We start from the raw sequence: 24,465 nt of genomic DNA on the forward strand, positions 1-24,465 counted from the left end.
TCCTGACGATAAACACTCCCTTCGTCGGCCGCATCGGTGGTGGTTCCGCTTCGTAGCGTTATGGGGCGCAGGGTCGGCTCCGTTTCTTCGTTCGATCACGTCGTACGAGGTCACACTCCCAGTTGCAGTCCGTCCGCCGCCTCCTCGACCATGGCGAGGCCCAGCCGGCTGACGCGCACGGCGAAGGGAGCGCCGGCGAGGCGCAGCCCGGTGAGACCGACTTCGCCGAGCGGCGCGCTGCGTACGGGGCACAAGGTGACCGTACGAGCCGGGGTGTCGGGGCGGACGCCCGCGAGAGCGGTGAGCATCATGATCGCCGACGCCGCGGCGGTGGCCGCCGGCCGGCAGGCCGCGGGATGCGGAATGGGCGCACTGCCCGCGGAACGCTGCTCGCCGCCGAACATCTCCGGCAGGCGGTGCCCGAAGTGCTCCGCCGCTGCCAGCAGGCCTCTCAGCAGGCCCCCGGCTTCCCTCTCGTAGCCGGCAGCGGCCAGTCCGGTGACCGCGAGCGCGGTCTCGTGGACCCGCACGGCACCGCTCCGGTGACCGAACGGATTGTGCCCCGCCTCCTTGGCGCCAAGACCGCGCAGCCCCCAGCCCGCGTCCATGGCGGGGGTGCCGAGCAGTCGGGCGAGGTGTTCGGTCTGGAGCCGGTCGAGGAGGCCCGGGGCGAGCCGCCCGGAACCGAGCAGGCCGGTGTCGAGCAGGTGCACAGCGGCGGAGCCCAGGTGCGGTATGGGCCGGCCGTCCGATGCCAGGGCCGCGGCCGGGTGGCCGCCGCCGCGGTCCTCGACCCAGAAGTCCGCCCGGAAGGCCGTCCGCAGGGAGTGGGCCCAGTGGCGTAACTCGGTGCCGCCGGTCCGGTCGTAGGCGTCGAGGAGATCGGCGCCGAGCAGGGCCGCGCGATACGCGTGGGCCTGCGTCTCGCAGCGGACCGGGCCGGCGGGCTGCGGGTCGGGGAGGTAGGTACCGTCGCCGACGGTGGTCCGCAACCAGGTGAGACACCGTTCGGCAGCCGGCAGCAGTTCTCTCGTCTCCTGCTCCGGGAGCCCCCAGCGGCAGGCCTCGGCGAGCAGGACGGGGAAGAGCAGTGTGGCCTCCGTGCCCGTGCAGCCCGGCGGGAGGAGCGGGCCGGCGTCGCGGCGCGGCCCGGGAATCATGCCGGCCCGTGGATCCCTGCGCGGGAGCTGTGTACGGGCCAGGGTGCGCAGTGTGCCCACGGCGAGCCGGGTGCCGAGGGGCAGGGTCATGCGGGCGGCGGCGAGGGCCTCGGCGGGCGCCATCCCGCAGCGCCAAGGCGCGCCTGCGGCCAGGTAGATGTCGGCGGGGTGGTTGGGGTCGCGCAGGAGGAGGGCCTGGAGGTCGGCGACGGCCGCGTGGAGCAGCGGGGCCACCCGGGGGTCGTCGCCCGTTGCCCGGGCGGGGGCGAGCGAGCCGGTCGGGGTCTGTCCTGCGGCGCGCAGGGGGCCCGCGCCGTCGAGCCGTACCCGGAGTTCCACGGTGACCGTTCCGCCTGGTGGCAGGTCCACTTCCCAGCGCAGCAGTCCGGCGGACGACAGGGCGTCGGAGGGCGGCGGGTCGGCGGTGACACTGGCGGCGATGCCGGCCGTGGCCCAGCGCAGGCCCGAGTCGTGGACGGTGGCCGGAAGCTCGGGGCCCGCCCTGCCGGAGGCGATGGCGCCGAGCTCCGCGAGGTCCGTACCGAGGGCGACCTCGACGGGGAGCCTCAGCGGTCGCGCGGCGGCGTTGCGGAGGGTGATCCGCTCGGTGCCCTCGGCGCGCCGCGTTCGCTCCACCATGACATCCGGATCGGGGCCCGCCGCCGGGGATACGCGCAGTGTCCCGACGAAGCGGGCGCTGTCGGCCCCGGTCATCCTCGCCTGCACGGCGAGCGGCTCACGTCCGGCCACGCGGATCTGACACCGGGAGAGCAGGCGCCGGCCGCCTCGGTAGAACCCGTCCAGCCCCCGGCCGGCCAGCTGTCCCTGATCGCCCGAGATGGCGAGGCCGGGCAGGGCTACGCAGATCAACGCGTCGTGGGTGGAGGGCAGTTCGGGCACCGGGCGGTCGGCTGCCGCGGTGCGGGACGGCGGAGGCGCTGCGGATCGACGGGCGCGGTGATGAGCTGGGGGCGGAGCCCCGGCGTTGCCGGGTGGAGCCCCGCCGTGGCATGCCGGGGAAGCCGACTGGGAGTCCGGGAACGGCGGCCGTACGACGGTGGCCTCGGGTGCCGTCGCGGCGGCACCGTCCGGCTGAAACCGCTCGGGCCGATCCCACGGCGGCCGCTCGACATCAGCGGCGGAGGGCGGCGTCGGCTGCTGGGGCATGGGATGGCTTCTTCTGATCTCGGTGCGCCTCGGTCGCGCTGGGCGGCCGATGGGGCGCCCCGGGGGACAACGGTCGTAGGGCGGTTGGGCCGGTTCAGGCGTTCCGCCACTCAGGTGAACGGAGGGGGCGCCGTCCGGGTCACGGTCCGCGTCGGGGAGTCCGACCGAATGGCGGCGCGCCGGAATCGGGCAGGTGCCGTTCAGTACAGTCGCGGTCCTGTGCCACCACCGGTCGCGCGGTGCGCCCCGGCACGCTCCCGGAGCATGCCGGTACGACCGGCGCGCAATGTCGCCCAGGCGGCTCAGAATCCCACCAGCACTGGCACCCGCACCGACAGCACGGTGGCGCCGCCTACCGGGCGCAAGCGGACGCGCAGGGGATCGTCGCGCACGCAGGTCCCAGGAGTGTGCGCGTCGTCCCGCTGTCTTCATCGGAGCGCCGCGCGTCTTCGTCGTGCCGGCTTGCTCGACCAAGGACAAGGCGCTCATTCCTCCCCTTCGGGCTCACGAACGCCGCTCCCCGACGGAGTGGCACGGACGGAACCCCGGTCCGATGCACGCGTGCGCGTGCCGCCGGGACCGCGGGTGGCGGGGCGCGAGGGCTCGGTCGCCGACGGCCGGGGGTGGGAGCCGGACGGCCGCTGCCGTCCACCCAGCGTCCGGGCCGCCCGACGTGCGCGACGACCGTCACTGCCGTCCGCGGAGCGCACGCGGCGCCTCCGGCGCGCGCCCGTGCCTGGCTCCGCTTCGGCGACGTGGTCGTCCGCCCGCGCACTCGCTCCGGGCATCGCACCGTCGTCAGCCGGAGACTCGGTCCGTGCCGAGTCCGCCGCCTGATCCGATTGTCGCTTCGTCTCCGGCCGCGCACGCCCCGTGCGGTCCTCGCGCAGACAGCGACGAATCCCCTCGGGGTCGAGCCCTTCGTTGCAGGCCTGGTGCAGCAGACGCGCGAACAGATAGTCGGGATCAGCGCCCAGGGCCATGGCCAGTGCCTCGCGTGCCTCCAGCTCGTCGCCCGTCGACCAGGCAACCCAGCCGGCCAGGGTCAGCGGAGCCGCCGCATGTTCGCCGTAGGAACCGACGCAGCGGCGGGCCACGGCGCGCCAGAGCCGGAGAGCCGGGCCGGCCTCCTCGCCCTCCATCCAGGCGGCCGCCCGGTCGCGAGTCGTGCGGTCCTGGAGTCCGAGGATGAGCCTGGCGGCCTCGTCGTGCGCGAGCATCCCGTCGTCACGCAGGTCCGCCCGATGCGTGCCGGACACGGGTGCCGCCGCGGCGAAGCGGCGCATGATCCGCTCGGCGAGGGCGAGGGTCTCCTCGGCCACGTCCGGGCGGGACGCCTCGTCGAGAATGCGGGGCACCAGGGTCATGCCCGCCGCGTCCAGCGCGACCTCCTGCTCCAGGGCCGCGGAGGTCTCCCAGGGCTGCAGCCGGGCCCGCAGCTCCCTGAGTGTGCCGCGCACCTGGATGCCGGCGTAGGTGGCCGCGGCGGCCAGCACGGAGGTGCCGGGAAGGCCCATCGGCGAGCCGTCCTCGGGGCAGCAGCCCTCGATCGGGCAGCAGTACGACCAGTACCGGCCGTCCGAGATGCACAGCGCCTCGATGACCGGCACGTCGAGGTCGCCGCACTGGGTGCGCAGCAGCTGGGCCAGTCGGCCGAGCCGTCGCTTGACGTCCCGGCCGGACTCGCCCGGGCCCGGTTCCTGGCAGACGTAGGCCACCATCTGTTCCGGTCGCGAGCCTCGCCGCTCGCTGCCCCTGACCAGTCCCTGGGCCAGCTGGCGGGCGGCCGCCTCCCAGTCCTCCTCGTTCGCGGGGATGCCGAGCCTGGCCCGACCGCCGAACCGGCCGCGGCCTTCACGGTCGTGGAGGGCGACCAGCACCATGCTGTCCTCCGGGCGGTATCCGAGCAGGTAGGGCAGGGCGTCGGCCAGCTCGGCGGGGGTGCGCAGCGTGACCTGTGTGTCGTGCGCGGACAGTCCGGTGGACGACTCCTGTCCGGAGATGCCGCTGTTGTCAAAGGGTCCGATGGTTTCGCCGTGATTCGTCATGCGGAGACCATCTCGCGGATCTTGAGATTCCGCTTGAGCCTGTGGATAAGTCGAATCAGGGACACGACAAGATGGTCGCGGTTGTCCACAGCCTCGGCCCGCGGCCCGCCCGATTGTCGGTCCCGTCCTGTTGTATGGAGCGCATGGAGCACACGAGCAACGCGGATCTCCGGGCCCAGGCGGACGCCGTCCTCACCCGGCTCGTCGGGGATGCCACGGGCGGGGCCCGGCTGCGCGAGGACCAGTGGCGCGCGATCGAGGCGCTGGTCGCGGACCGGCGCCGGGCCCTGGTCGTGCAGCGCACAGGGTGGGGAAAGTCCGCGGTGTATTTCGTGGCCACCTCGCTGCTGCGGGCCAGAGGAAGCGGACCCACGGTGATCGTCTCGCCCTTGCTCGCGCTCATGCGCAATCAGGTGGAGGCCGCGGCCCGGGCCGGTATCCACGCCCGGACCATCAATTCCGCGAACACCGAGGAGTGGGACGCCGTCCAGGCCGAGATCGAGGCCGGTGAGGTCGACGTCCTGCTCGTGAGCCCGGAGCGGCTGAACAACCCCGACTTCCGCGACCAGGTCCTGCCCAAGCTCGCCGCCGCGACCGGCCTGCTGGTCGTGGACGAGGCTCACTGCATCTCCGACTGGGGCCATGACTTCCGTCCCGACTACCGGCGGCTGCGCACCATGCTGGGCGAACTGCCGCCCGGTGTGCCCGTGCTGGCCACCACAGCCACGGCCAATGCCCGGGTGACCGCGGATGTCGCCGAGCAGCTGGGCACGGGCGGCTCGTCGGACGCGCTGGTGCTGCGCGGGCCGCTGGACCGGGAGAGCCTCAGCCTCGGGGTGCTGCGGCTGCCGGACGCCGCGCACAGGATGGCCTGGCTCGCCGACCATCTCGACGACCTGCCGGGCTCCGGCATCATCTACACCCTCACCGTCGCCGCGGCGGAGGAGGTCGCAGCCTTTCTACGGCAGCGCGGGCACACCGTCGCCTCGTACACGGGCAAGACGGAGAACGCCGAACGGCAGCAGGCCGAGGACGACCTGCTCGCCAACCGGGTCAAGGCTCTGGTCGCCACCTCCGCGCTGGGCATGGGCTTCGACAAGCCGGACCTGGGTTTCGTGGTCCACCTCGGCTCCCCCTCCTCCCCCATCGCCTACTACCAGCAGGTCGGCCGGGCCGGCCGCGGTGTGGAGCACGCCGAGGTGCTGCTGCTGCCCGGCACGGAGGACGAGGCGATCTGGCAGTACTTCGCCTCGCTCGCCTTCCCCTCCGAGGAACTGGTCCGGCGCACCCTGGACGTCCTCGCCCGGGCGGAGGGACCGCTGTCGCTGCCCGCGCTGGAACCACTGGTCGAACTGCGCCGCTCCCGGCTGGAGACCATGCTGAAGGTCCTCGACGTGGATGGTGCCGTCCACCGCGTCAAGGGGGGCTGGATTGCGACCGGACAGCCTTGGTCGTACGACGCCGAGCGCTACGACTGGGTGGCCCGGCAGCGCGCGGCCGAGCAGCAGGCGATGCGCGCCTACGCTTCCACCACCACCTGCCGGATGGAGTTCCTGCAGCGTCAGCTGGACGACGAGGGCGCCAGGCCCTGCGGCCGCTGCGACAACTGCGCGGGGCCGCGCTTCACCGCCGACGCCTCTGCGACGGCGGTGGCCGCCGCGCGCAGCGACCTCGGCCGCGCCGGGGTCGAGGTGGAACCCCGCCGCATGTGGCCGACCGGGCTCCCGGCCATCGGCATCGCGCTCAAGGGGCGCATTCCGGCCGGGGAACAGGCCTTGCCGGGGCGTGCGTTGGGTCGACTTTCGGACATCGGCTGGGGCAACCGGCTGCGGCCGCTCCTCGCACCCCAGGCGCCCGACAGCGCTGTGCCGGACGACGTGGCACAGGCTGTGGTGGGTGTCCTGGCCGACTGGGCCAAGGGCCCGGGAGGCTGGGCTCCCGGCGTGTCCGACGCCCGGCCCCGGCCCGTGGGGGTCGTCACCATCGCCTCACTCTCCCGGCCTCGGCTGATCCACTCCCTGGGCGCCCGGATCGCCGAGGTGGGGCGGCTTCCCCTGCTCGGCTCCGTGGAGTACGCCGGGGACGTGCCGCGGCTGTCGCGCAGCAACAGCGCCCAGCGACTGAAGGCCCTCGACGGCGCGCTGACGGTGCCGCCCGACCTGGCGTCGGCGCTCGCCGAAGCCCACGGACCGGTGCTGCTGATCGACGACTTCACCGAGACGGGCTGGACCCTCGCGGTCGCGGCGCGTCTGCTCGTAAAGTCCGGCGCGCGGGGGGTGTTGCCACTGGTCCTGGCCGTCCAGGGCTGACCGCACGTCCAGCCGCGAGGACGGGGCGCACTGCGGCTGGGACGCCTCAGGCGTCAGCAGCCAAAGCATTGGGTAGGGATATAAGCCACACACCCCCCGATAACAGTCGGCGACCCCAATTGCTCGTTGCCGCATCCCAGTTCGACAGGAAGAATTGAGGTCCGCTCCCCGCACGGCTCGCTCGTGATCTGGTTGGGCTTTGCTGCGGTGCGCGCTCCCCAATCCGACCTCGCCCGCAGTGTGGGCGCGTAGCCGAAGGGAGGAACGTGACCTTCGGATTCGCCTCGTCCTCGGCGGCCTCGTTGTCGACGTCCGCGTCCGCCGTTTCCGCCAGTCGCCTGCTTGAGCCGGCCGAATGGGCCGCCGCCGGAATCCCTCTGCTGCGCAACCCCCGTGAGGTCGTCAGCGGGTTGCATGCCCGGCACCATCCGAAGCCGTTCACGGCGATCGTGGCGGTGCTGGATCCCGACGAGCGGCTGTGCGCCAGCGCGTCGTTCACCCGTAGACCGGCCCCGGCCGACGGGTGGATGTTCCGCAACGCGCTGCTCGCCCAGCTGCGCCGGGTCATCCCGCACGACCTGCGGCGCCGTACACCCGTGCGCACGGCCGTACTGCTGTACTGCCGTGAGGGCGATGCGCGCTGGACGGAGGAGGACGGCGCCTGGATGTGGGGCCTGCGCGACGCCTGCACGCTGCACGGCCTGCGCTGTGGGGCGTACATCACGCTGACCCACGACGGCTGGCAGGTGCTCGGTGAGGGGCGCGGCGGACGCCGGCCCAACGCCGACTCCCCGCCAGAGCCCTTCGCCCTGTCGGAGACCCCGCCGCTCGCACCGCGCACCGGCGGGCCGGTCTCCGAGGTCCTGCGCCGGGCAGCGGCGCGCTGAAGGTCACGGCATCGGGCCCAGGCCATACGCCTCGACCGCATGCGCCGCCCGACGCCGGCCACCGGTACCAAGCAGACGGCAGACCGCGCACGGACCGTCGGCGCCCCGACCCGGCGGTCTGAAACGACGCCCGCACCCGCCGGAGGCCGCTCCTTGCACCCGTGACCGGCGGCTGAGCCGGCCGAGCCATGAGTTCAGTGGCCGCCCGGCGTCCAGGCATGCCAAAAGCCACTCCGTGCGGATTCCGCCGGAGCGGCTCCAGCGACGCTCCGGCTCCCCGAGGCGCCGCGCGTGGCTCAGACGCCGGCGCCCAGCACCGCGTTGATCTGCTGCGGGTCGCCGCAGACGATCAGCAGGGCTCCGGCCCGGGTGTGGGCCAGCGGCAGGGCGGTGGCAGCGGCCGAGGCCGGGCCTCCGTTGACGGCCACGACCACCACGGGGCGGGAGGCGGCACGGGCAGCGATGGCGGCGTCCGTGTAGAAGACATCGTCACCGGCGTCGTGCTGCGCCCAGTAGGAGGCTTCACCGAAGGACAGTTCGTGCTCCGCCCACGGGTGCTGGGCACCGGTGGTGATCACAAGCACGTCGCCGGGGGCACGGCCCGAGTCCAGGAGCAGGTCCACCGCCTCCTCGGCGGCATCGAGCGCTCCCTCGACCGAGGCCGGGATCAGCTGGATCTGCGGGGTGGCCGCCGAAGCGGCGGGAGCGGCCGGGCCCGACGGGCTCGGCTTGGCCGGAGCCACGTCACGCGGCGTGCGCTGCACCGGGGGCGCGGGCCGCAGAGGGCCCGGGCGACCGGGACGGGACGGAGCCGCGGGGCGGGGGCCGGGTACGGGGCGAGGGGTCGGCGCGGTACGGCCGCTGGCCGGAGTAGCGCGGGGACCCTGGGCACTCTCGTGAATCTGAGGCTCCTCGGGAATGAGAGGCATGAGCTGATATTTATCAAACATTGGTGCGGTGCGGGTGACCGGGTGGCACATCAGTGCGATCGAAACCGTCAGAAGTCGAAGCCGAGCTGCCCTTCGATCTCCGGAACGCCTCCGTCCGCCCAGCTGCGGGCCTTCTTGAGGTGCCGCCACTGAGGCAACGCATCAAGATACGCCCACGACAAACGGTGGTGCGGGGTGGGTCCCCACTCCTCCAGTGCGGCCTTGTGCACGGGCGACGGATACCCGGCGTTGTCCGCAAATCCGAAGTCTGCATGGTCGATACCCAGTTCGGCCATCATTTTGTCGCGCTGAACCTTGGCGATCACCGACGCCGCGGCGACGGCCACACACGAGCGATCGCCCTTGATCACCGTGCGCACCTTCCAGGGGTCGCCGAGATAGTCGTGCTTCCCGTCGAGGATGACGGCCTCGGGGCGGACCGGCAGGGCGTCCAGGGCACGCACCGCGGCGAGCCGTAGCGCTGCCGTCATCCCCAGGTCGTCGATCTCCTCGGGGGAAGCATGCCCCAGGGCATAGGCCGTCACCCATGCCTGCAGGACCCCGGCGAGTTCCGTACGACGCTTGATGGTCAGCAGCTTGGAATCGGTCAGGCCCTCGGGCGGGCGGCGCAATCCGGTGATCGCGGCACAGACGGTGACGGGTCCGGCCCAGGCGCCGCGCCCCACCTCGTCGACACCGGCAATGACCTTCGCTCCGGTCGTGGCGCGCAGAGAGCGCTCGACAGTGTGAGTGGGTGGTTCGTACGGCATGGCAGCCTTAGCGTACGCCGCCGGGATCGCCCCGCGACAGCCCGGTCGCCCGACCGCCGCACAGATCACCGAGGCGTGGGATCAGACCCCGTGGGGCCGCAGCAGCGGGAGCATCAGCTGGTCGATCATCTCTTCGAGATCCCGGTCGCTCCATTCACATGCGCACACCTTGGAGCGGTACATCATCATGGCGGGGATGGCGTCGAAGACATAGCCGTTGGCCGCGTCCGGACGGACCTCACCTCGCTCTATCCCACGGGTGATGACATCACGGAGCAGGGTGACCGTCGGCTCGATGACCCCTCCGATGATCACGTCCTGGAAGCGCTCCGCCTGAGCGTCGTCGCACTCGTGAATCACCGCGCGCAGTGCGAGACCGGGGGGCGAGTACATGATCTCCCGAACCTGCCGGCACAGCATGAGGAGGTCCTCGCGCACGCTCCCGAGGTCCGGAGCCGTCTCCACCTGGGGCAGCCCGGCCACCAGCGCGTCCGCGACGAGGTCCTCCTTGCTGGGCCAGCGGCGGTAGACCGCGGCCTTGCCTGTCTGGGCGCCGGCCGCGACGCCTTCCATGGTCAGACGCTTCCAGCCGACCGAGCCGAGCTGTTCCAGAGCGGCGTCGAGGATCGCGCGCTCCAGCACCACGCCGCGCCGACGAGGGGAAGCCGTCCGGGTGGGGTCGGCCGTCCAGCGCGAGGTAACCATCTGTGTCTCTCCAACGTGCATGGGAAGCGGGGATTCCGGGGCGAAGGGCGCCACGCCGCAGCAACAGGGGGACGCGAGGCGGCGCACCCGATTAAGTGAACGCTTGCGTTCACTGTTGGGGACTCACTACCGTGGAGCCGAAAGTGAACGCAATCGTTCACTAACGCCTTTGCGGGGGACCCATAGTGACGACCTCTCAGCTGCTTCAGGATCCAAATCCGGGCGTGGCCCGCCGGGAGGGGCATCCCGGCATCGCACTCACCGTCATCGCGGCCTGCCAACTCATGGTGGCACTCGACGCGACCGTTGCAACGCGCGTTTCACCGTCCCTGTCATCGTCATCGTCCGTGTGAAACAAGCGAGGATCGACCACGCCCTCGATCAGCATGTCAGGCAACGGCGGCTCTTTCGATGGTTCGGGCACCGGAACGGCTGGAATCGCCAGAGACTCCGTCAGGGTCCGCATCATGCGCTCCCAGGTCCCGTCCGTGTTCCAGCGGGTCCAGCGGCTCATGAGGGACTTTCCCACTCCATGAGTCAGACGGGAAGCGGCCTCGTTCCACGTCCTCGCAGTCCGCGCTTTCCACAAGATCGCTTCGACGGCGTCACGGGCCGGGAGGTCGGTGGACTTCCCCGCTCCCCTGCCGGTCTTCGTGACAAGCGGCTGGATGACCGTCCACGCCGCGTCGGGAACCTCGACGGGAATGAGCAGGCCGCGCTCTTTGAACCACGCGCCCACAGCACAACCCGCATGACCCTTGCGTACCGGGACGGGTCCCTGAAGTGTGACTTTGAGATCGATGAGATCGATGACGTCCGCCCGTTCCGCATCGTTCATGTACGGCATCTGGGCACGGGCTCGTTCGGCAAGGGCATAGAGGTCCCTCGCCCGGCGCTCGGCGGCCTCGCTCTGGCGCTGCCATGCGACGGCTTCTTCTCGGAGTTTGCGCAGCTGACCGAGTTCGGCATTCATGGGGCCGGTGGCCTGGGTCACCATCTGGGTCGCGGCGTCCTGATCCAGCCCTTGCTGCGCGGCCTGGATTGCTGTGGTGGACATCACTGTGGCGATCGCCCTCTCCTGGACAGCGATCTGGGCGTCGAGTTCCTCGATACGGTTAGCGTGCCCGCTTCGGGCGCCGAGCGTGACATCGGCCCATTCCCGAGCCAGATCGATCAACGCGTCCGGGTCCTTGAGGAGTCGGCTGACGCGCTGCCACACCTGCCGCTCGATCCGCTCCGCGTCGATCTGACTGCAGCCGCACACCGGGCCCCCTGCCTGGCGGGGCTGCTTGCCCGAGCAGATGTACTTGCGCCTTCCTGTGACGGTCTGGATCTGTCCGACGTAGTGGGCCCCGCATCGGCTCACGATCCGCTTGGACAGCGGATACACGCGCGAGCCCTCACGCGCTGCCCGCTGCGCGCCGATCCGGGCTGCCGCCTCTTTCAACTCGCGGACTTCATCCTCCGTGAACACCTCGTCCAGCTTGATGACGACCGTGGCCCCGAAGACGGGTGTGCCGTCCCTGTCGAGCTTGGTGCCACGCCCGGATCGCGCGTCCTTGGAATGCGGGTCCCTGAACACCTGCACCCCTTCGAGTACCGCGCGGGACATCACGCGCGCCCGGAGATTCTCCCTGGACCAGGGGGCTCCCGAGCGTGTCAGCAGCCCTTCCGAGTTCAGAACGACCGCGGCCTGAGTCCAGTTCTTGCCCTCGTGCACCAGGAGGTGACGGGCACGCCGCAGGGTGATCGCTTCACCCTTGGCAGCGACGTCCTCCTCGTACACGTCGAGTACCAGTCGGCTCTCACCTTTCTTTCCCTGGTCCTGAATCCGCCAGCCGAAGGGCACCGTCCCACCGGTGTAGCCGCCTTCTTCCGCCTTCTCCTGAAGACCCCCCCCTGTGTGCGGTCCCGGATCTTCTCGCGCTCGTCCTCCGCATAGTCGGCGCCCTTGCGCATCTTCGAGCGGCCCGCCGGAGTGGTGTTGTCGTAGTCGTCCTTCACGACGGCCACGAAGACACCGAGGTCTTCCAGCTCCCACACCCACGGCCAGAATGCCCGTCCTCGGCGTCCGATGGCCCGCTCTTCGTAGACCGCGACCACATCGAACGGGCGGGGTTCGGTACGGGCGTCCCTCATCAGGCGGCTGAGGTCCTTCCGCTTGTGCGCCTCCAGGCTCCCGCTGAAGCCTTCATCGGCGTAGGTGCCGACGTGTAACCAGCCCTTCGCCTCGATGTACTTGGCCGTCTTCTTTCCGGTATAGGCAATGCCGTAGCCCTTGGCCTGTTCCTCGGTGGACACCCGCAGGTAGTCCACGGCTCGTAGCGGTGGAGCGGGGGACTCGCGGGAAACGATTCCGGCACTGTCCCTGACAAGGTGCGTCATCTTCGTCCCAGTTCTTCAGGAAGAGCGGGATCCCGGCGCGCTGCACCGCAGCCGGGATCCCGGGCGGACGGGCAGCATAGCTCTGCTCTCGTAAGAGCGCCCCGTCCTCTGACCAGGCCATTTACCGTTCTTCGGGCCCTACTCGCCGTCTTCCCGCAGGGCGTTGCCAAACAGGAGCCGCGCGAAGCGGAGGCGCTCGGTGCGGCTCCAATGGGCCACGGCCCACCGCGCTGTGACGCGTCCTGCCTCCGCGATCGGCGTGTGGCTGCCCAAGCCGGACTCCATTTGCTCGGCCGAGGCGGTGTTCGAATCCAGATGGTGATCTGCCGGAGCACCCTGGTGCTCTGGATCGGCGCGCGGGCCACGGTCCTTGTTCTGCCAAGGGATTGACGTCCGGCTCGACCCCATCATCGTCCTCCGCCTGGGGTGACGTCAGCGCCCGAAACCGCCCCGCAGCCCGGGCTCGGTGGCAGGAAGTGTCCAGGACATGAGCAGCTTGAGCGCGGACGACGGCGTTACCGAACAGACGGAGCTGGATGGGCCGTTGGAGCATGCCAAGGCCGTCGGCCTCGACTACGCGATCGGCTCGCAAGAAGCCAATGATTGGGCTCTGACCCGCACTCGAATGCTCGCCGTCCTTCGCGAGATCCCGGAGAGCGTCAGGTCCAACAGCAGTCCTGAGTAACCCGTCTGCGGGATGGTGCGACCCTCCATGACCGCACCCGCTGCTCAGGCGGGATACGCCGTGCTAACCCGGCTCCTGCTCGTGGACCATTCGTGGACGGGGACTCTGCGTAAGCGGAACCATGGGCCCGTAACCTGCAAGAATCCTCAGCAGCGAAGCGCCCTCCGGAGCCGTGTGCCCAGGTTCGAAACCTGCCGGGGGCACTCCGGGAAGAGCTCCTGACCTGCAGAAATGCAGGTCAGGAGTTTTTACGTACCTGCCAAAAACGCACACAGTCTTTTGACCATTGCTCTTTTCGAGCAGCGTAGCGATCGTCGCGCCGGATCCTACACTCCCGTTGACACATTCCTGCAGGCCAAAGCACATTCAGGCGACCCCATTGACCCGGCTCGCTGGCAAAACACGGATCGTGCTGCGGACCCGCGGCTGCAGCCTCACCGCCTCACGAAAACCCCTTTTGACCTGCCTGAATGTGTCCGAGGCCACATGGAAGCGCAAACGGTCCGGTGGCGTTTCCGATTCGGCCCGGACGAGGGCCGGTTCGAGCACCTTCCGGCCTCGGCGCCGAGCGCTCCTGGTACGGCCCATCCTTGCCACGCACCCGCGCATGCGCCCCTTCACGAGCTCCCGCGTGCCGCCTGAAACCTGACCGTCTCTACGCCCTGGCAGGAACCCGCGAGGCATGTGCTGCGCCACATCTCGGCGACGGCCGAAAGACGGGGTCACTGACGGTGCATCAACCGTCCGTCCGACAAGCGGATGGACGGGAGACGCGGGATCGGTCGGTCTGTGTGACTGCGTGGGGCGCGCCGCGCGCCACCCCGGCGCCGTCCCGGGTCGGCGGGCAGTGGGACGGGCGCCGCGAAAGGTACGTTTCGCCGGGAGGCGGCTGGCCGCCACCGACGCCGGCCCCCGGACGAGAGTGCCGGGGGCCGGTTCATGCCGTTGGGCGGGGCTGTTCGGCCCGGGGATCAGCCGATCTGTGCCCCGTACGCTGCAAGGGCGGCAGGGACGGGCTGGAAGAAAGTCTGGCCGCCGTTGGTGCAGTCGCCGCTGCCGCCGGAGGTGAGGCCGAGGGCGCTGTCTCCGTCGAAGAGGGCGCCGCCGCTGTCGCCGGGCTCGGCGCAGACGTCGGTCTGGATCAGTCCGCTGACGGTGCCTTCCTGGTAGTTGATGCTGGCGTTCAGTGCGGTGACGGTGCCGTCGTGGACCTGGGTGGTGCTGCCGCTGCGCTGCACCTTCTCGCCGACGACGGCGTCCGCGGCCTTGGTGATCTTCTGGGTGCTGCCGTTGTAGAGGTCGACCTCGCTGGGGTGGTCGGTGTTGTCCGTGTACTTGGCGATCGAGTAGTCGTTGCCCGGGAACGTGGACTGCTCGGTGGTGGCGATCGTCTGGCCGCCCTGCTGGTCGGACCAGTCCTTGATGTCGTTGCCGCAGTGGCCGGCGGTCAGGAAGTACGGCTGGCCGTCCTTGACCACGTTGAAGCCGAGCGAGCAGCGGGCGCTGCTGCCCCAGATCGCGTCGCCGCCGGCGATGAGGGGCTTGAACTCACTCTTGGTGTAGTGGATTTCGACGGCGTCGCCGAGGCTCTTGGCGACCTTGGTGAGCCGGTCCAGCTTGGCGCCGGTGACCGTGCGGTCGGCCGTCACCACGACCTTGTTGGCCCTGGGATCCATGGCCCAGGCGGTGCCCGGGATGGTCGCCTTGGCCTTCAGGGTCTGCCGGGCCGCGTCGAGCTGCGCCATCGAATGCCGGACGATCCTGGCCTGGGCGCCCTTGGCCCGGACCGCCGCGGCGGACGTCTCGTCCACCACGTTGACGACCAGTTTCTGGGCCCTGGCGTCGTAGAACGCGCCGGCCGTGCCGGTCGTGAGCTGGGACGCCAGGGTGGTCGCGGCGGCCGGGGAGAGTCTGGCCGCCGAGGACGCCGGGGCGGCCTGGGCGTTGGTGAGGGTGAGGCTCGCGGTGGCGGCGAGCGCGAGTGCGCCAGCGCCGGCCAGCATCGTACGGCGGTGGCGTATGCGGTGGTGCTTCAACTGACTGCCTCTCGTGGGGGGATGGGCCATGACGTTGGGGAGTCACGTAGGCCCGGGAGGTAGGTGTGACATACCTGGCACGGATGAGTCACCCACAGCAGCGGGATGTCACGTCCATGCCAAGAGGCTCAGTATTCGCACCAGCCCCACCCATGCACAAGGCCGAACTCTCGCCCCGCGAACAGAATTTCACGCCTGGAGCACACTTCATTCACACCGCTATCCGTCCATCCGAATCCGGAGTGCGGGCACCAGAAGGTGCCTGGCGAGGCCGGCGCACGCAGCGAGATCCCGCCCGCACACCAGGCCCCCGCGGATCGGAGGCGGAACGGGATGAAGCCGAAACCGTCGACGCCGCCAGGTTCTGACGCCGAGCCCGCCGTTCGAAGGCGAGCCGGGCGGCAGCCCCTGCAACTGCGCGACGGGATCCAAGGGGCGGCCGGTGACAGTGAGACGACCAGGGTGGGCGCCCTTGAGATGCCTCTGTGAACTCCCGGGAAACTTCACCCGCTTGATGTTGACAGGAGCATGTCTACGCGCGTCATTCTGTACGGCATCAACTTCCCCCCACACATCACTTGGAGGATTCCTTGCTGACTCTGCGACGCCCCCAGCTGTCCTGGGCCAAGCGATTCGCGGTGCTGCTCGCCGCCATCGCGTCCGTGCTCAGCGTGTCCGCGATCAACAGCCCCGCCGCCAACGCGGCGGTCTACAGCTCCTGCAACATCGCCGGATGCTCCGACGCAGCCTCGGCCAACCAGACCTGGTCCGACCTCGGCTACCCGACCACCCGGGGCTGGGTCGACTGGCCGGACGGCCAGTGCAGCTACGCAGGCGGCGAGTTCTACAACAACGACGGGCAGCTGCCCTCCGGTGACACCTTCTACGAGTACGACGTCTACCCCCGCACCTGCGGCGCCCACCGGGACGCCTACCGCATCGTCGTCGACTCCAATACCGGCGCGGTCTGGTACTCCCCCAACCACTACACCGACTTCTACCAGCTCTGACACTCCAACAGGACCTGCTCGTACATGCGGGTGAATGCACCGGGCCGAGAAGCCGTATCCGATCACGGAACGTGCGGACCGAACTGATCTCCCACCGGGTGATTTTCCCGTTGTACATACCTGAAGACAGGGCCTCTCGGTAGTTCGGGGTAAGAATCCAACCGAGCAGCGCCGGGAGGCCCTCATGTCGTTGTTACACGCCTCCGAGTCCGTCCATGTCAACTCGGCTGCAGTGTCAAGTGATTGCCTAGCTCACACCGCGTCTTACGGCATGAACGCCCGGGTCCCGGACCTGTGACGCTCCAGGACATGAACTGGACCCTCGTCACCAGTTGACATCACGGCGGGGGCCCAGCACGCCCCCCGCCTCTGTTTCTCTTCGGTTCCGCCGTGGCAGGCTTGGCGTCAGCCATCCGCCGGAAGACTACGGAGTACGGGACCGTGCCCTTGAAGAACCCCCGCCGTTTCCGCCGGATCATCTGGGCCGGTTCCGGGTTGATCTGTCTAGCGGCAGCCGTGACCGGCTGGATGGCTGTGGACAGAGTGCACACCGACGACGGGTCTGTAAACAGCGACGTATTCGTAAGCAACCACGGGCGCACCCTCACCACCGTCACATCCTGGATGGACTGCGAGAACAAGCCCGATCTCCAAGCTCACGAGTCTGCCCACGGCATCGCGCTGACAGAAAAGCGCAAATGGCATGGTCAGCGTCAATCCAGTGATTCGTGCCACAACCCGCATGGCGGCCTGATCAGCACCTCCCTCGACAAGCCCGTGGGCGACAGGAAAATCACCGACGGTGTCACCGGCGATGGCATCATCACCTTCGACGACACTCACTTCCCCTACCCCCGATATCTGCCGTCCGGCTTCGCGCCTGCAGATAAGACCATCGGCCCCAATAACCCCCTGGGACTGCCGAACCCGGTGAGCAGCAAAGCCACGTGGACCTGCACCTATGAACGCAAACCGGGCAAGGGGGGGCAGGCCGGCGCCCTGAGTATCACGGCGGACGCTGGTGAGACCACACCCGCAGAGGGGACTCCGATGTCCTTCGCCGGTCATGCTGGCCGGCTTCAGAAGACGTCAGACCCGTCGTGGACGGCAGTGTGGACGCAGAACGGGTACACCATCACCGTCTGGACCGACGACCCGTCCATGACTGACGCCGAGTTCCTGCGAATTACGCAGAGCATGAGGAGCTAGAGAGCCTCCCCGGGCGATCACGAACGGGAGCCAGATGACCAGGGATGCGACGGTGCCCGTGCGGAGGGCGACGGAACCACGTTTGTCGTAGCGCCTCGCGACGGCCTCGTATGCCTTGAGTTTGGCACGGCCGCGGTGGTCCAGGCACGACGCGAGAGGCGCCTGATCTGGATCTCCGCCGCCCGGTCCGGCCGGACCCACGGCATCGCCGCCCGCCACAACCACCGCTTGGCCCGCCTGCACGCCTTACATGTCCTGACGAACCTCGGAGTCAACCGCTGACAGACGATCTACTCCGCAGACTGCTGCCCACGACCAGCGCGAGCACCCGGAGCACCAGCCACAACAGCCCTTTGACCTGCGACGTCAGGTTGGCGGAGACTCAGTTTGTTTGTTGGCACCACTCCCTGCAGCTCGCATCTCGAAGAGCACCGGGAGGCGTCCGATCTGAACGTGAAGTTGCCCTCGGTGTGATGGACCGAGAGCGCATCAGCCCTGGGGGCGGGGGCCACCCGGAGTGCTCTTCGTCACCCTTACGCTGACCTGAGCCAAAGCCCCGCCCGCACGGTGGCGCTTGTCATCATTGGTCGGCCTCGGACCCTGACCGCATCGGCACTGGGCTACTGGTTCGTGGCCGGGGCGTTCGTCGGCGCGGCGCGGGCGGCCAGGCGGCCCGCGCCCCCCGCCGCCGCGATGGTCACCAGCGCTGCGAGCATCAGTGCGGCAGCTTCGCCGGGTTTGAGCACGTGCAGTTGAGAGCCGAGTGTCGCGGCGGCCACAGGCACGCCCAGTTGCGCCGCGCACAGCGTGCCGAGCGAGGCGGGCTGGCCGGTCAGTCGCATCGCGGCGTGGACCACGACCGCGGCAGTCCCCAGTACCAGCCCGAGCAGGATGAACGAGGGATGCCGGCCGAGCTGGCGCAGGTCGAGCGAGGCACCGAGCCACAGGAAGAACAGCGGGCTGAAGAATCCCTCCGTTACCGCGAAGAGCTGGCGGGCCAGCCGCCGCGGTTCTCCGATGGCCGCCACCACGAGCCCGAAGCAGAACCCCGCCAGCATGATCGAGACGTGCGTGCGCACCGCCACAGCCGCGAGAGCGAAGACGATCGTCAGGCTGATGCGCAGTTCAAGGGCCCACTTGCGATCTTGTGACAGCCGGTGCAGGCGCCGCCGGCTTCCTGTCCGCTCAAAGTGACGCAAGATCACGAAGCACACGGCCGCACACACCGTCAGGGCCAGCGCCCCCAGCGCCGCGCGCCCGGCCCGCTGCGCCTCGATGACCAGGGGCAGCGCCACGATGCAGACGGTGTCCGAGAGTGCCACCTGCGGCAGCAGCTCCAGCACCGGCGTGCCCTGCAGCTGCAGCGAGTCGATCGCCGGCAGGATCAGCGCGGCCGATGACGAAGCCAGCAGCACCGTGTACAAGGCGGCATGCCCGGTACCGAACAGCGCGGCGGTCCCGAGGGCAAGCGGCGCGGCCAGCACGGCCACGAGGAGCGCGCGAAGGGCGCCGATCCGCAGTCCGGCACGCATGCCGGGATCCCGGACCGGGACGTGCGACCCGGCGACGAACATCACCAGCGCGAATCCGATGTCCGCCAGAAAGGCGAAGGTCTCGTTTCCGGGCCGCAGATAGCCGACGGCGCTCGGCCCGAGGACCACCCCTGCGGCCAGCTCCCCGACCACGACGGGCACGTGCCAGCGCTGCGGAAGCGCAAGCAGCGGGCCGAGCAGCGCCGCCAGCGAGATCACCGCCAACGTCGCAAAATTCACGTCGCACCTCTGACACGCCCACCGGCAGACCCCGGACAGCCTGCCGCGTCCGGCCAGTATCGTCCCCCCAGTGGCTGGGGATTCCTGTCCCGACGCACGCGGCCCGTAGTCGTCAACCGGATCACGATGGGGCGGGGTGCCCTGTTCGCCCCTCGGGCCACGCACCGCGCAGGCTCTCGCTGACGACGTGGGGGGATGGTCGCCGGGCAGCCAGCCCCGAGCCGCCGCGTTCGTCGCCGCGCCTGACCCCGCCGCCCGCCTGCGGGGGGATCGCAGCGGCCTACGGCACGTTTCCGGAGCGTTCCTGGCGGCCTCGCCATAACCCTCACGTGACATCAGAGGTAATGGATTCCGCATCATGACAGTCGTCCGACCAGGCGACACCTGAGCCTCTTCCTGCCTGGCAGTACGGGAAGGCGGTGAGCACAGGAGCGACACCGAGCAGGAGCCCACTGCGGCCGAAGGAACAGAGGCGGAGACCACCCCCGAGGAGGCACCCGTACACCACTCGGCGAAACCCCATCCCTAGGGCAGCCAGGTCGATATCCGCTGATGAACGGCGCACAACGCCTACCTGCGGCGCACGACGGGCGGCGTCCGCGCCGTGGCCGCCGCGGCGGTTGCCAGGGCAACTGGGCCCACCGACCCTCTCAACCCGCGGCGCCACTTCGAAGTCAACCCCTTTAGGGAACGGTTGCGTTCACGAAGGACGACTCGCTATCGTCGCGAGTAGTGAACGCATACGTTCACTAATTCGCCTCTGGGGGACACTCTGTGACGCACGATCAGCTACAAACACAGTCACCCGTGCCCGCGCCACCGGGTCCGGCATCACGCCCGTCACACCCAGGCATCGCGCTCCTGGTCATCGCCGCGTGCCAGCTGATGGTGGTGCTCGATTCCACGATCGTCAACATTGCCCTGCCCCACATCCAGACCGCGCTGAACTTCTCCACGACCAACCTGACCTGGGTGGTCAGCGCCTACACCCTCACTTTCGGCGGCCTGCTGCTGCTCGGCGGACGGGCCGGGGACATCCTCGGACGCCGCAGGGTCTTCATCGCCGGCATCCTGCTGTTCACCTTCGCTTCGCTGCTCGGAGGTCTCGCCCAGGAACCCTGGCAGCTGCTGGCCGCACGAGTCCTGCAAGGAATGGGCGGTGCGATCGCATCACCCACCTCGCTTGCGCTCATCACCACCACGTTTCCCGAAGGCCCCGAACGCAACAGGGCATTCGGCATCTTCGCGGCCGTCTCAGCGGGAGGCGGCGCCATCGGACTCCTGGCCGGCGGACTGCTCACCGACTGGCTCGACTGGCGCTGGGTGCTCTTCGTCAACGTACCCATCGGCATCCTCATCGCGGCACTCGCACCGCGCTACATCAACGAGTCCGAGCGCCACCCCGGCCGCTTCGACCTCACCGGCGCCCTCACCTCGACGCTCGGCATGGTCGCCCTGGTCTACGGGTTCATCAGGGCGGCATCCGACGGCTGGCGGGACTCGCTGACGCTCGGCGCGTTCGGTGCGGCCGTGGTGCTGCTCGCCGCCTTCATGTTCGTCGAAAGCCGCGCCAAGGAACCGATCACCCCCCTGCGGATGTTCGCCGACCGCAACCGCTCGGGCACGTACGTGATCATGATCAGCCTCGCGGCAGCGATGTTCGGCATGTTCTTCTACATCGTGATCTTCGTGCAGAACGTGCTGGGCTACTCCCCCACCCGCGCCGGCCTGGCCTTCCTGCCCGTCACCGTGGTCATCGCGGTGGGCGCGGGACTATCACAGCGGCTGCTGCCGGTGCTCGGCCCCAAGCCGTTCCTGATGACCGGAACCATCCTCGTCGCCATCGGCCTGGCCTGGCAGTCCCTGGTCGACTCGGGCAGCTCGTACCTCGGCGGGGTGCTCGGCCCGATGCTGGTCTTCGGCTTCGGCATGGGACTCAACTTCGTCACCGTCACCGTCACCGCCGTATCCGGCGTCGCCCCCCACGAGGCGGGCGCGGCCTCCGCGCTTCTCAACGCGACGCAGCAGGTGGGCGGTTCACTCGGGCTGTCCATCCTCACCACCGTCTTCGGCTCGGCCAGCCGCGACGAGGCCACCAAGCAAGTCTCGTCGTTCATGGCCCGGGCCACGCCGGAGCAGAAGACCGCGTTCGCCAAGTCCCACCAACTGCCGGCCCCGTGGAGCCACGAAGTCCTCGCCCAGGGGATCTCCACTGCCTTCATCCCGGCCGCCGCCATGGCCGTCCTGGCGTTCGTCATCGCTGCGGTCGTCATACGCGTCCGCAAGAGCGACTTGCAAGCCCTCAGCGGCACGAGCGGCGCCCCGGCCGTGTAACCCCGTACGTCCCCCCGATCACGGCGTCCGTAACCGCCCCGCCCTCCACGGGCACACCGGCTTACGGACGCCGTGCGGCGACCTCTGACCATGCGTTCCCGCCGTCTGTTCGACATCCCGTGAGTTGCCCTGAGCCCTGCTGAGTCCCCAGCCCCGTGGCCAGAGGGTTCCTCCTCCTTCGTGTGCTCTCCCGCCAGGTGACGTAATTTCGGGATTCTTGAAGCGTTCTCATCTCGTCCGACCGATCTGCGGTCCGGGTAAAGGTGAGGGGGCTCGGGTTGGCGGCACTGGCGGTCGTGCGGGACCTCCGCGACGTGCGGACCCCGGTCTCGGCGGAGGAGCTGGAGCAGTTCGAGAGCGATGCGCTGGCCGGGTTCGTGCTCGCGCGGGCGTCGGCTGGACTGACGGACGGCACCATCCGCGGGGACGTCGGTCACCTGGAACAGGTGCGTACGTGGTTCGGTCGGCCGCTGTGGGACATGGAGCCCTCCGACGCGGACGCCTACTTCGGGAAGACGCTACGGAACTCGCCCAGCGGCACTCGGCTTGCCCGGTCGCAGGCGCTGACCACGTACTTCGCGTTCCTGGAGTTGAGGCACAAGGTCGAACTGCACCGGATGACCGGCCGGGTCGGAGTCCGGATGGCCGCTGCCGAATCCGACGCCTACGACCCACACTTGGACGTCGACTTCACTCTGATCCGCTGCGACGGCCCGCCGGCCGACGGAATCAGCCAGGTCGCGTGAGCCGGCCAAGGGCCGGATGCCAGAGCTGGCAGGGCATGTGTCGGCGAGCACCTTGCGGAGCCCTGGCACCGCATCCCAGGGCTGAGCGCGGGAACCGGGTTGAGGTCACAGCAACCGGTCGACCAGCCCGTCGATGTAGTCCGGGGTGAGCGGGACCATGCCGAACAAGACGCGGATATACATCGGGGCCAGGATGTGGTCCAGCACGTCGAACGCGTCGAGTGCGGGCTCGCCACGGTCGCGGGCGCGATCGAGCATGGACTGCAGTTGCCGGGTGCGTTCGTCGCGGAGGTCGTCACGCGCCTGCAGGCCCTGCTGGCCGATGCTCGACAGGGCGACGGCAAGGCGCACCAACAACAGGCCGTCGGGTCCCGTGATCTCGCGGGCCACTTGGGCCGCGTAGGTGCGCAGGTCGCCGGCGAGGCTCCCGGTGTCGGGCATTGGCGACTGCGTGTTGAGGCGGGTGAGCGCCACGTCGGTGAGCAGGGTTTCCAGGTTGCCCCACCGGCGGTAGATGCTGCTGTCGGCTACGCCTGCGCGGGCCGCGACCTCGCCGACGGTGAAGTTGCCGTAGCCGCGCTCACTGATCAGTTCGGTGACGGCCTGGTGCACCTGCTCGCCGACGCGGGCGCTGCGTCCGCCGGGCCGTCGGGCTCGCTGTCGCTCGTTCATGCATCCCACCTTAACGCAGTCACGACTTGCGTTTACAGGACACCCTTCCTATAGTCGCCTAACGCAGTCACAGACTGCTTTAGGCCGCTCGGTGTGACACCACCCATGACGACCGCGGCCGGGCGCGACTAACGATTGAGGGGGATCCCATGGCTGCATCGCATGCGACCGCAGGCAGTCGATCGAACCGGGCCGTGCTGCTCACGGTGACCTGCCTGGGCCAATTCATGGTCCTGCTCGACAACACGATCGTCGGAGCGGCACTGCCCGATATGCAGCACCGGCTGCACACTCAGCTGACCGGACTGCAATGGATCGTCGACGCGTACGTACTGCTGGTCGCCATGCTGCTGTTGTCCGGCGGTGTCTTCGCCGACCGTTTCGGCCGCAAGCGGGTGTACCTGACCGGCGTGGCGGTGTTCACCGCCGCGTCGCTGCTGTGCAGCCTCGCGCCCTCGCTCGGCTGGCTGCTCGCCGGCCGGGTGCTGCAGGGCATCGGGGCCGCGGCGCTGAGCCCTGCCTCGCTCGCCCTGCTCGCCGCCGCCTATCCCGTGCCGCAAGAACGAATCAAGGCGATCGGGCTGTGGGCCGGACTCAGCGGAATCGGTCTGGCCGCGGGCCCTGTGTCCGGCGGCGTGCTGACACAAGCCTTCGGCTGGCCCGCCATCTTCCTGGTCAATCTGCCCATCGGCGTGGTCCTGCTGCTGGTCGGCCTGCGCCACCTCGGCGAGTCCCGCAACCCGAGCGCTCCCGCGATCGACATCCCGGGAACGGTGCTGTCCGTTCTGGCGGTGGGGGTACTGACCTACGGGCTGATCGAGGGAGGTGCCCGCGGCTGGACCTCACCGGTCATCCTGGGCAGCTTCGCCGCCGCGGTGATCCTCCTCGCCGCCTTCGTCGCCGTCGAAGCCCGTCGTTCCGCTCCGATGCTGCCGCTGCGGCTGTTCCGGCAGCGCCTGTTCACCGTGTCCAACACCGCCATGGTCGTGGTGGGATTCGCGCTCATGGGCTCGTCGTTCTTCTTCTCCCAGTTCTTCGTGTACGTCCAGGGCAGCTCTATCCTGCGGGCCGGCCTGCAGACCCTGCCGGTATCCCTCGCCATGGTGATCGTCAGCCCGTACGCGGGCCGACTCGCCGCCCGGTACGGCTTCCGAATCGTGGTCACCACCGGCCTGGGCCTGGCCGGCCTGGGGCTGCTGGCGCTCGGCATGGTGCACGCCGACACCGGCTACGGGAACGTGTGGTGGCGGCTGGGGCTCGCCGGCATCGGCTTCGCACTGGCCCTGTCCCCACTGACAGGCGCCGCCATCCAAGCAGTCAGCCCGCAGGAAGGCGGCCTCGCCTCAGGCATCAGCAGCACCACCCGGCAGATCGGTGCGGTGCTCGGCGTGGCGGTGCTCGGAGCCATCGTCCGCACCCGGCAATCCGGCGGCGCCTCCTTCGAGACCGGCCTCAACAGCGCCTTCCTCGTTGCCGGCGCCGTCACATTGGCCACGGCCGTGTTCACCGGCCTGCGGCTGGCGAGGTCCAAGCCCGCGGAAGTCTCCGCGGCGCCGCAACGTTCCACCGATCCAGGTGCGGTCGCCACCTCGAACGAGGCATCCGCGAACAGCCGTTGACGATGACAACCGCCTTGGCCGG

General features: G+C 69.6%; 17 protein-coding genes and 2 pseudogenes. 9 read left to right on the top strand and 10 right to left on the bottom strand.

Translation table 11 applies throughout. The features are described 5' to 3' along the window. Positions 1-110: 110 nt before the first annotated feature. Both LE548_RS34755 and LE548_RS34760 read right to left on the bottom strand, forming a co-directional pair. Positions 111-2,060, bottom strand: a complete 1,950-nt coding sequence (locus LE548_RS34755; protein ID WP_308030973.1) for a glycogen debranching N-terminal domain-containing protein — start codon at positions 2,058-2,060, stop codon at positions 111-113. A 752-nt stretch (positions 2,061-2,812) separates the two neighbouring features. Continuing rightward, a complete protein-coding gene (locus LE548_RS34760) occupies positions 2,813-4,375 on the bottom strand; it encodes a DUF4192 domain-containing protein (RefSeq protein WP_225101015.1) in 1,563 nt (520 codons plus the stop codon). A 143-nt stretch (positions 4,376-4,518) separates the two neighbouring features. Here LE548_RS34760 and LE548_RS34765 point away from each other — a divergent pair, with 143 nt between their 5' ends. Together LE548_RS34765 and LE548_RS34770 are read left to right on the top strand one after the other, a co-directional pair. Next, a complete protein-coding gene (locus LE548_RS34765) occupies positions 4,519-6,684 on the top strand; it encodes a RecQ family ATP-dependent DNA helicase (RefSeq protein WP_225101016.1) in 2,166 nt (721 codons plus the stop codon). Between the two features lie 266 nt (positions 6,685-6,950). Beyond that, positions 6,951-7,571, top strand: coding sequence for a hypothetical protein (locus LE548_RS34770; RefSeq protein WP_225101017.1), 621 nt, complete (start codon positions 6,951-6,953; stop codon positions 7,569-7,571). A 296-nt stretch (positions 7,572-7,867) separates the two neighbouring features. Here LE548_RS34770 and LE548_RS34775 read toward each other — a convergent pair whose 3' ends face one another. The 3 genes from LE548_RS34775 to LE548_RS34785 all read right to left on the bottom strand — a co-directional run bounded on the left by LE548_RS34775 (position 7,868) and on the right by LE548_RS34785 (position 9,975). After that, on the bottom strand, positions 7,868-8,500 hold the full coding sequence (locus LE548_RS34775) for a hypothetical protein (RefSeq protein WP_225101018.1): 633 nt from the start codon (positions 8,498-8,500) through the stop codon (positions 7,868-7,870). Between the two features lie 68 nt (positions 8,501-8,568). Beyond that, positions 8,569-9,270 (bottom strand): ribonuclease HII, encoded by a 702-nt coding sequence (locus LE548_RS34780; RefSeq protein ID WP_225101019.1) that lies wholly within the window; start codon positions 9,268-9,270, stop codon positions 8,569-8,571. An 81-nt stretch (positions 9,271-9,351) separates the two neighbouring features. After that, entirely contained in the window at positions 9,352-9,975 is a 624-nt protein-coding gene (locus tag LE548_RS34785) for a TetR/AcrR family transcriptional regulator (RefSeq protein ID WP_225101020.1), read from the bottom strand. A gap of 185 nt (positions 9,976-10,160) precedes the next feature. Between LE548_RS34785 and LE548_RS46680 the strand changes: the two are divergent. Next, positions 10,161-10,316, top strand: a pseudogene (locus LE548_RS46680) (MFS transporter); the annotation flags it as partial. A gap of 134 nt (positions 10,317-10,450) precedes the next feature. Here the strand turns inward: LE548_RS46680 and LE548_RS34790 are convergent. Continuing rightward, positions 10,451-11,587, bottom strand: a pseudogene (locus tag LE548_RS34790) (transposase); the annotation flags it as partial. Between the two features lie 65 nt (positions 11,588-11,652). Beyond that, positions 11,653-12,291 (bottom strand): recombinase family protein, encoded by a 639-nt coding sequence (locus LE548_RS34795; RefSeq protein ID WP_308030974.1) that lies wholly within the window; start codon positions 12,289-12,291, stop codon positions 11,653-11,655. 556 nt (positions 12,292-12,847) lie between these two features. On the opposite strand from LE548_RS34795, the gene LE548_RS34800 reads away from it, so the two are divergent. Further along, positions 12,848-13,045, top strand: a complete 198-nt coding sequence (locus LE548_RS34800) for a hypothetical protein (protein ID WP_225101022.1) — start codon at positions 12,848-12,850, stop codon at positions 13,043-13,045. A gap of 971 nt (positions 13,046-14,016) precedes the next feature. Here LE548_RS34800 and LE548_RS34805 read toward each other — a convergent pair. Next, entirely contained in the window at positions 14,017-15,048 is a 1,032-nt protein-coding gene (locus tag LE548_RS34805) for a S1 family peptidase (RefSeq protein WP_225101023.1), read from the bottom strand. A gap of 623 nt (positions 15,049-15,671) precedes the next feature. On the opposite strand from LE548_RS34805, the gene LE548_RS34810 reads away from it, so the two are divergent. Both LE548_RS34810 and LE548_RS34815 read left to right on the top strand, forming a co-directional pair. After that, entirely contained in the window at positions 15,672-16,091 is a 420-nt protein-coding gene (locus tag LE548_RS34810) for a ribonuclease domain-containing protein (protein ID WP_225101024.1), read from the top strand. A 441-nt stretch (positions 16,092-16,532) separates the two neighbouring features. Next, entirely contained in the window at positions 16,533-17,300 is a 768-nt protein-coding gene (locus tag LE548_RS34815; RefSeq protein ID WP_225101025.1) for a hypothetical protein, read from the top strand. 620 nt (positions 17,301-17,920) lie between these two features. Here the strand turns inward: LE548_RS34815 and LE548_RS34820 are convergent. Further along, the gene (locus LE548_RS34820; RefSeq protein WP_225101079.1) at positions 17,921-19,051 is read right to left on the bottom strand and encodes a cation:proton antiporter; all 1,131 of its coding nucleotides are present in this window, start codon (positions 19,049-19,051) and stop codon (positions 17,921-17,923) included. Positions 19,052-19,879: 828 nt separating this feature from the next. Here LE548_RS34820 and LE548_RS34825 point away from each other — a divergent pair. Beyond that, entirely contained in the window at positions 19,880-21,406 is a 1,527-nt protein-coding gene (locus tag LE548_RS34825) for an MFS transporter (protein WP_225101026.1), read from the top strand. A gap of 278 nt (positions 21,407-21,684) precedes the next feature. Continuing rightward, positions 21,685-22,152: a hypothetical protein gene (locus LE548_RS34830; RefSeq protein WP_225101027.1), complete on the top strand. Its 468-nt coding sequence runs from the start codon at positions 21,685-21,687 to the stop codon at positions 22,150-22,152. A gap of 105 nt (positions 22,153-22,257) precedes the next feature. On the opposite strand, the gene LE548_RS34835 is transcribed toward LE548_RS34830, so the two are convergent. Continuing rightward, positions 22,258-22,824 carry a TetR/AcrR family transcriptional regulator gene (locus tag LE548_RS34835; RefSeq protein WP_225101028.1) on the bottom strand — a complete coding sequence of 189 codons (567 nt, stop codon included), beginning with the start codon at positions 22,822-22,824 and terminating at the stop codon, positions 22,258-22,260. 149 nt (positions 22,825-22,973) lie between these two features. On the opposite strand from LE548_RS34835, the gene LE548_RS34840 reads away from it, so the two are divergent. Then, positions 22,974-24,443: an MFS transporter gene (locus tag LE548_RS34840; protein ID WP_225101029.1), complete on the top strand. Its 1,470-nt coding sequence runs from the start codon at positions 22,974-22,976 to the stop codon at positions 24,441-24,443. The last annotated feature ends 22 nt before the right edge of the window (positions 24,444-24,465 follow it).

The organism is Streptomyces sp. CoH27, from assembly GCF_020181035.1.
Taxonomy (GTDB): Bacteria; Actinomycetota; Actinomycetes; order Streptomycetales; family Streptomycetaceae; genus Streptomyces; species Streptomyces camelliae.